This is a genomic window from Polaromonas sp. P1_E3 (genome assembly GCF_056405935.1).
Window position 1 is genome coordinate 1 of sequence record NZ_JBFUBD010000216.1, and the last position, 4758, is coordinate 4758.

The following is a 4758-nucleotide window of genomic DNA, read 5'->3' on the forward strand; positions in this document are numbered from 1 at the left end:
GATGACGGGCAAGACCGCATTCATGCCGCCACCGTGCTTTCGGCGTCAAAGCGCATGGAAAAATCAATCGCCCGCACATCCTTGGTCAGGGTGCCGATGGAAATCCGGTCGACGCCGGTTTCGGCCAGGGTGCGCAAGCCCTCCAGGGTGACCCCGCCCGAAATTTCAAGGACGGCTCGCCCGTTGTTGATGCGCACGGCCTCTTTCAGGTCGGGCAGGCCCATGTTGTCCAGCAGCACCATGCGTGCACCGGCATCAAGCGCCTCATGGAGCTCGTTGAGGTTCTCGACTTCAATCTCCACAAAGTCAGCCTGTGTGGCGACGTCCGCTGCGCGTGCCAGCACCTGCGCGATTCCGCCCGCCGCGGCGATGTGGTTTTCCTTGATGAGTACGGCGTCGTACAAACCCACACGATGATTGGTGCCGCCGCCCGCGGCAACCGCGTATTTCTGCGCCAGCCGCAGGCCGGGAAGGGTCTTGCGTGTGTCCACGATAGCAGCCYGCGTGCCTTTCACGATATCAACATAAACCGCCGTTTTACTCGCAACGGCACTTAACAGCTGTAAAAAATTAAGGGCCGTGCGTTCAGCCGACAGCAGGGCACGGGCCAGCCCACGCACTTCAAACACCACCTGGCCGGCTTCGCAGCGCTCGCCGTCCAGCACATGCCAGACCAGCTGGGCCTCTGGGTCCAGCTGCCGCATCGTCGCTTCAACCCAGGCGCTGCCGCACACCACAGCGCTTTCACGCGCCACCACCTGCGCCCGCGCCCGGCGGGCCGGATCAATCAGCGCGGCCGTGAGGTCGCCGCTGCCGATATCTTCCGCCAGTGCGCGCGCAGCATCTGCGCGGGCCAGCACGGCAAGCGTTTCGGCCGTGAAATCAAAGGACTTTTTCATAAGCAATCTAAGAAAGAAACCGTGCAGGACGCTGCACTAAACTATTGCGTAAACCTCAAAACTGTCGCGAATGTTACAGCGCCCTCGCCGCTGTCCGCCGCCGACCCCTTTCGCCCACCCCGGCGTTTTCCTTTTGCCTGAGTACACCCTCCACACACCATGTTCAGAACACTGCTCAAGTCCAAGATTCATCGCGCTGCGGTGACACACTGCGAACTCAACTACGAAGGCTCCTGCGCCATCGACGAAGACCTGCTGGATGCCGCCAACATCGCCGAGAACGAACAGGTGCACATCTGGAACATCAACAACGGTGAACGCTTCATCACCTATGCCATCCGCGCCGAGCGCGGCAGCCGCATCATTTCGGTCAATGGTTCCGCCGCGCGGCGCGCCGCCGTGGGCGACCTGGTCATCATCGCCGCGTTTGCGCAAGTGCATGAAGAGCATGTCGCGGGCTTCAGCCCCAAGCTGGTGTTCGTGAACCCGGACAACCGCATCAAGGAAGAGCGTTCGACCATTCCGGTCCAGAAGCCCTGACCCGTCCGACTCGCGGTTTAGCTTTGGCTTGCAACGCACGCCAAAGCTTTCSGCCCTTTTTCTCACACGGGACTTCATGGACAACCTCTCAATGATCCAGCGCAGCCTGCGCCATGTGTGGCACCCCTGCACACAGATGAAGCTGCACGAGGCGCATCTCCCCGTGCCCATCGCCAGGGCCGAGGGTGTGTGGCTCTACGACTTTGAAGGAAAGCGCTACCTGGACGGCATCAGCTCCTGGTGGGTCAACCTGTTCGGCCACGGCCATCCGCACATCAAGGCGGCGCTGCGCGACCAGCTGGAGCGGCTTGATCACGTCATGCTCGCAGGATTCACACACGAACCGGTGGTGGAGCTGTCTGAGCGGCTGGGCGCGCTGACCGGCCTGGGCCATGCGTTTTACGGCAGCGACGGCGCCAGCGCCACCGAGATCGCGCTGAAGATGAGCGCCCATTACTGGCGCAACACCGGCAAGCCCGAAAAGTGCCGATTCATCGGGCTGGCAGGCGGCTACCACGGCGAAACCGTGGGCGCGCTGGCCGTAACGGACATTGCCATTTTTCGTGAAGCCTATGCGCCGCTGGTGCGGCTGGCCGCCACCGTACCCAGTCCCGATGCACGCGGCGCGCAACCCCGTGAAAGCGCCGCGGACGTGGCGCACCATGCAGCCGCCGGGCTGCAAAGCTGGCTGGAACAGCATCACGCGCAGACCGCCGCACTTATTTTGGAACCCATGGTGCAGTGCGCCGCCGGCATGGCCATGCACGATGCGGCCTACCTGCGCGAAGCGCGCGCGCTGTGCGACCGCTATGAAGTGCATTTGATTGCCGATGAAATCGCCACGGGATTTGGCCGCACCGGCACCATGTTTGCGCATCAGCAGGCAGGCATACGGCCTGACTTCATCTGTCTCTCCAAAGGCCTCACGGGCGGCACCTTGCCGCTATCGGCGGTGCTGACCACCAGCAAGGTATACGAGGCGTTTTACGACGACGAAGTGGCGCGCGGATTTTTGCACTCGCACTCTTACACCGGCAACCCGCTGGCCTGCCGCGCTGCGCTGGCCACGCTGGAGCTGTTCGGGCAAACCGATGTGCTGGCAGACAACGGAGTCCTGGCGAACACCCTGGACGTGGCCTTCTCGCCGTTGACCCAGCACTCTGCTGTGCGGAACGCACGCAGGCTGGGCATGATCTGGGCCTGGGATATTGAACCCACCACAGCGCCCCACTTCGCACGCCGCTACGCGCAGCACGCCATGGCCCACGGCGTGCTGCTGCGCCCGATAGGCCAAACGGTGTATGCCATGCCGCCTTATGTGATGAATGAAGAGGCGGTGGACCACCTCGCACGCGGCGCGCTGGCGGCCCTCAACGCCACGCTGGCCGAAGAAGGCAGTGCACATGGCTGAAGCGGCGCATAAAACGGTTTCGCTGTTTGTCACCGGCACCGACACCGGCGTGGGCAAAACACTGGCCAGCGCGGCACTGTTGCACGCACTGGCGCGCCGGCACCTTCGTGTGGTGGGCATGAAACCGGTGGCGGCCGGCACGGTGCAGGTTGACGGTGCCGATGCCAACGAAGACGTGCTCGCCCTGCGCGCAGCTTCCAGTTACCGCGTGCCACCCGAACTCGACAACCCGGTGCTGCTGCCCGACCCGGTGTCACCACACATCGCAGCCGCCCGGGCCGGTACGCGCATTGACATTGCCCACCTGGTAGCCTGCCACCGCCAGCTCGCGCTGCAGGCCGATGCCGTGGTGGTGGAAGGCGCGGGCGGCTTTCATGTGCCGCTCTCGCCCACAGAGACCGGCGCCGACCTGGCCCAGGCWCTGGGCTTGCCCATTGTGCTGGTGGTGGGCCTGCGGCTGGGCTGCCTGAACCACGCCCTGCTCACCGCCGAAGCCATCCGCGCGCGTGGCCTCACGCTGGCCGGCTGGGTAGCCAATCACATCGACCCCGCCATGCTGGCGCAGGACGACAACATCAACTTTTTACAGCGGCAATTGCAAGCGCCCCTGCTGGCCACCATTGACTGGCAAGCGGGGATAGACGCGCGCACTGTCGCCATCAACCTTCCGACCGAATGGCAATAAACATCACCACCTCTTCCGCCTTGCCTTCCGCCTCCTGGCTCGACGAATTCCCGGCCCGCGTGGCCGAGCTGGATCGTGCCCACCTGCGCCGGCAGCGCCGCGTCGTCGTGCCGGAGAACGGGGCGCGCCTTTCGGTTGACGGCCAAAGCATGCTGGCCTTTTGCAGCAACGACTACCTGGGCCTGGCCACACACCCGGCCCTGGTGCAGGCGGCCTGCACCGGTGCACAAGCCTATGGTGTCGGGTCGAGCGCATCGCCGCTGGTCAGCGGCCACAGCGCCGCCAATGATGCGCTGGAGCGCGAACTGGCGGCCTTTGTGGGCCTGCCGCGCGCGCTGTATTTTTATGCGGGGTACGTCACCAACATCGGCATCGTCCCGGCGCTGGTGGGCGCCGGCGACGCGATTTTTTCGGATGCACTGAATCACGCCTGCCTGATTGACGGCGCCCGGCTGTCACGCGCAAAAATTCATCGCTACGCACACGCTGACCTGGACGCGCTGGACCGCGAACTCGCGCAAAGCGAGGCGCCCCGCAAGCTGGTGATCAGCGACGCAGTGTTCAGCATGGACGGTGACAGCGCCGACATCCCCGCCCTGCTGGCGCTGTGTGAGCGCCATGACGCCCTGCTGCTGCTGGACGATGCGCACGGCTTTGGCGTGCTGGGCCCCCAAGGCCGCGGCAGTCTGGCTGCGGCCGGGCTGCATGGCGCACAGGCCTCGGGCCGCGTACTCTACATGGCCACGCTGGGCAAGGCGGCCGGCGTGGCCGGCGCGTTTGTGGCGGGCGATGAGGCGCTGGTCGAATGGCTGCTGCAGAAAACCCGCAGCTACATTTTTGCCACCGCGGCGCCGGCGATGCTGGCCAGTGCACTGCGCGCCAGCCTTCAACTCATTGAACAGGATGAGTGGCGCCGCACGCATTTGCAGCAACTCATTAAACGTCTGCGCAGTGGTTTGTCAGCGGGGTTGGAAGGCAGCCACTGGCAGTTGCCGCCCTCGCACACCGCCATCCAGCCGCTGCTGATCGGCCGCAACGACGAAGCCCTGGCCGTGATGGAAGGCCTGCGGGCGCGCGGCATCTGGGTGCCGGCGATWCGCCCGCCCACCGTGCCCGAGGGCACGGCACGCCTTCGCATCGCGCTGTCGGCCGCGCACACCGAAGCCGATATCGACCTGCTGGTCGACGTCCTGACAGCCCTGTCGAAGCATCCGCTGCCAGGT

Annotated in this window: 5 protein-coding genes; 4 read left to right on the forward strand and 1 reads right to left on the reverse strand. The window is 64.8% G+C overall.

The annotated features are described in order from the left end of the window. Nucleotides 1-20: 20 nt before the first annotated feature. Nucleotides 21-899 carry a carboxylating nicotinate-nucleotide diphosphorylase gene (nadC, locus tag AC1D0Z_RS16225; protein WP_477659251.1) on the reverse strand — a complete coding sequence of 293 codons (879 nt, stop codon included), beginning with the start codon at nucleotides 897-899 and terminating at the stop codon, nucleotides 21-23. Nucleotides 900-1058: 159 nt separating this feature from the next. Here nadC and panD point away from each other — a divergent pair, with 159 nt between their 5' ends. The 4 genes from panD to bioF all read left to right on the forward strand — a co-directional run. Beyond that, nucleotides 1059-1439 (forward strand): aspartate 1-decarboxylase, encoded by a 381-nt coding sequence (gene panD / locus AC1D0Z_RS16230; protein ID WP_477648477.1) that lies wholly within the window; start codon nucleotides 1059-1061, stop codon nucleotides 1437-1439. A gap of 76 nt (nucleotides 1440-1515) precedes the next feature. Next, entirely contained in the window at nucleotides 1516-2850 is a 1335-nt protein-coding gene (locus AC1D0Z_RS16235; RefSeq protein WP_477659252.1) for an adenosylmethionine--8-amino-7-oxononanoate transaminase, read from the forward strand. Next, nucleotides 2843-3535 carry a dethiobiotin synthase gene (gene bioD / locus AC1D0Z_RS16240; RefSeq protein WP_477659253.1) on the forward strand — a complete coding sequence of 231 codons (693 nt, stop codon included), beginning with the start codon at nucleotides 2843-2845 and terminating at the stop codon, nucleotides 3533-3535. The genes AC1D0Z_RS16235 and bioD overlap by 8 nt, the downstream gene beginning before the upstream one ends. Beyond that, nucleotides 3526-4758: 8-amino-7-oxononanoate synthase (gene bioF, locus AC1D0Z_RS16245; RefSeq protein WP_477659254.1), on the forward strand; the 1233-nt coding region annotated here is incomplete at its 3' end. The genes bioD and bioF, both read left to right, overlap by 10 nt.

Excerpts from the sequence above, each read along its gene's own strand:
- panD (WP_477648477.1), top strand. The coding sequence starts at position 1,059 with ATGTTCAGAACACTGCTCAAGTCCAAGATTCATCGCGCTGCGGTGACA.
- AC1D0Z_RS16235 (WP_477659252.1), top strand. The coding sequence starts at position 1,516 with ATGGACAACCTCTCAATGATCCAGCGCAGCCTGCGCCATGTGTGGCAC.